Annotated in this window: 1 protein-coding gene and 1 pseudogene; one reads left to right on the forward strand and one right to left on the reverse strand. The window is 52.0% G+C overall.

The window, feature by feature from the left end; genetic code table 11:
- Nucleotides 1–954 precede the first annotated feature (954 nt).
- The gene (locus G9463_RS23580; protein ID WP_165897992.1) at nucleotides 955–1458 is read left to right on the forward strand and encodes a hypothetical protein; all 504 of its coding nucleotides are present in this window, start codon (nucleotides 955–957) and stop codon (nucleotides 1456–1458) included.
- A gap of 218 nt (nucleotides 1459–1676) precedes the next feature.
- On the opposite strand, the pseudogene G9463_RS23585 reads toward G9463_RS23580, so the two are convergent.
- A pseudogene (locus G9463_RS23585) lies at nucleotides 1677–1782 on the reverse strand (IS5/IS1182 family transposase); the annotation flags it as partial.

Consider the following 1782-nt stretch of genomic DNA (forward strand, 5'->3'; position numbering starts at 1 on the left):
TATCTCGGCACGGAACGAGGGTGATATTGACGAACTTGGGCAAAAAATCGGTCAGGCGGTGTTTGACCTCTACGACCTCGAGGACAAAGACGTACGGGAGCACGTAAACAGGTACAACGGTCAGCACGATTCCGTTCGGCCGCTAGACCCGCTGGAGTGACTTCTGTTTAATTACTAATTTTCAACTGTCCTATCACAGAAGGCAGCAGACGCGATTCTCTGACGTCCGTTCACTTCTTTCCCGAAATGTATGGATAGAAAGCTGGCCTCGGCACTCATAGGGCTATTCACTTTTTTATAATCGGGTACAACAGAGTAAGTCGCGTTCTGGTGGTGATTATCACCACATGGTCAATCGAGTAGACTGAGGATTAGAACAGAGGACACTCATCCAAGAAATTCGAACTCTCCAAAGGTTGTCAGGCAACCGTGCAATATGCAGAGGGTGTGCTCATCAAGCAGTCGGTAGTCGTTCCAGCTCTACCACAGACCGTCATTATCGATGCAGATTCGTTGGTATAAAACCAATCATCGAGGGACAACTAATTATGCCCTCAAATTCAGACGCGTTGCTTCGGTCTGTTCGCCGCTGGCTCTTGGTAGCGGTGTTTCTACTCGGAGTTAGCGTGATTGCGCTCGCCGACATTGCGTACAACGTCTCAGGGTACAGTAGTGGTCCTATCCCTGCGGTTATTGGTGTCACCGGTGGCTTGATTGCCCTCATTGCAGGTGTAAGAACACTCGGGACTCTTTCAGCCACCGAGTGACTGAAATACGCCGTGTTTGCAGCAGAGCTTGTACCAACTATCACAGTCTTTGACGCCATTACCGGTACAACGGGTGTATGTAGCACAGAGATGTTCTGCTACGTGGGACCGATCGGTCCGTGTCGTTGCTTCAATCCAATTTTGTGCTTGCGGCGCGTTTAAGTCTGCTCTTGCACATGAAGCATCCATGACAAGCGACGAATGCGGGCAGAACGCTGTCCCAAGACAGGAGAAATCCCAGGGAACTCTCCACGCTATGCTGCTGGGATCAGCCCAAGCTGGACGCCGCTTGGGGTACCTGGTTGGGCTGGCACTCAGTCTCTTCGGAGTGACGTTCTTGGCGTACGAATTCGAGTTCTTCTATCACTCAGGCGGCGTTGTCTTCATTCCGCTTCACGCGACTATCGTCGGAGGAATTGCTGCATTTTGGGCAGGATACAGTCGAAATGGACTGGTCGCTGGATGGGGACTCACGTACCTCTCGCTCCTCGGGATGCAGGCAGAGTGGGCGACAGAAATCTCACCTCGTCCACTCCTCGATCGCGTAGCCTCTATTATCCAGCCCGACGGCTTGCTGGTGCTCGCCATTATCGGAATCATCGTGGCAGTAGTTGGGTTCACTGCTGGTGCGCTCACTCGAAAAGGCATTAACACATTTCGAACTGGGCTATTAAAAGGCATCAACACCTAATCGACGGACCGATTTACACAGATGATTTAGTTCGCCCCGGTAACAGTTTGAATATTCATGCCCTCTCTTAATCGACGTACGTTTTTGACGACGCTCGGAGCGAGCACTATTGGCAGCTTTGCCGGTTGCTCCACAACCGCAAACGACAAGCCGCCGGCTGGAAGCCTCCAGTTTACCAACCAAGATTCTCTCCCTCAGAGGGTGTCATAGAACTCTTCTCACACCGTGATGATCGTGCTTCCCGGATTGTCTCCGCGTTCGTAATTGGTGATTGCGACGACCAGGCGAAGACACAGTGCGAGGAAGACCTGCGCTCGTGCGTGG

The organism is Haloarcula sp. JP-Z28 (assembly GCF_011440255.1).
Classification (GTDB): Archaea; Halobacteriota; Halobacteria; order Halobacteriales; family Haloarculaceae; genus Haloarcula; species Haloarcula marismortui.

What these genes read in the sequence shown, in the direction of transcription:
- G9463_RS23580 (WP_165897992.1), top strand. Translation starts at nt 955, where the DNA reads ATGACAAGCGACGAATGCGGGCAGAACGCTGTCCCAAGACAGGAGAAA.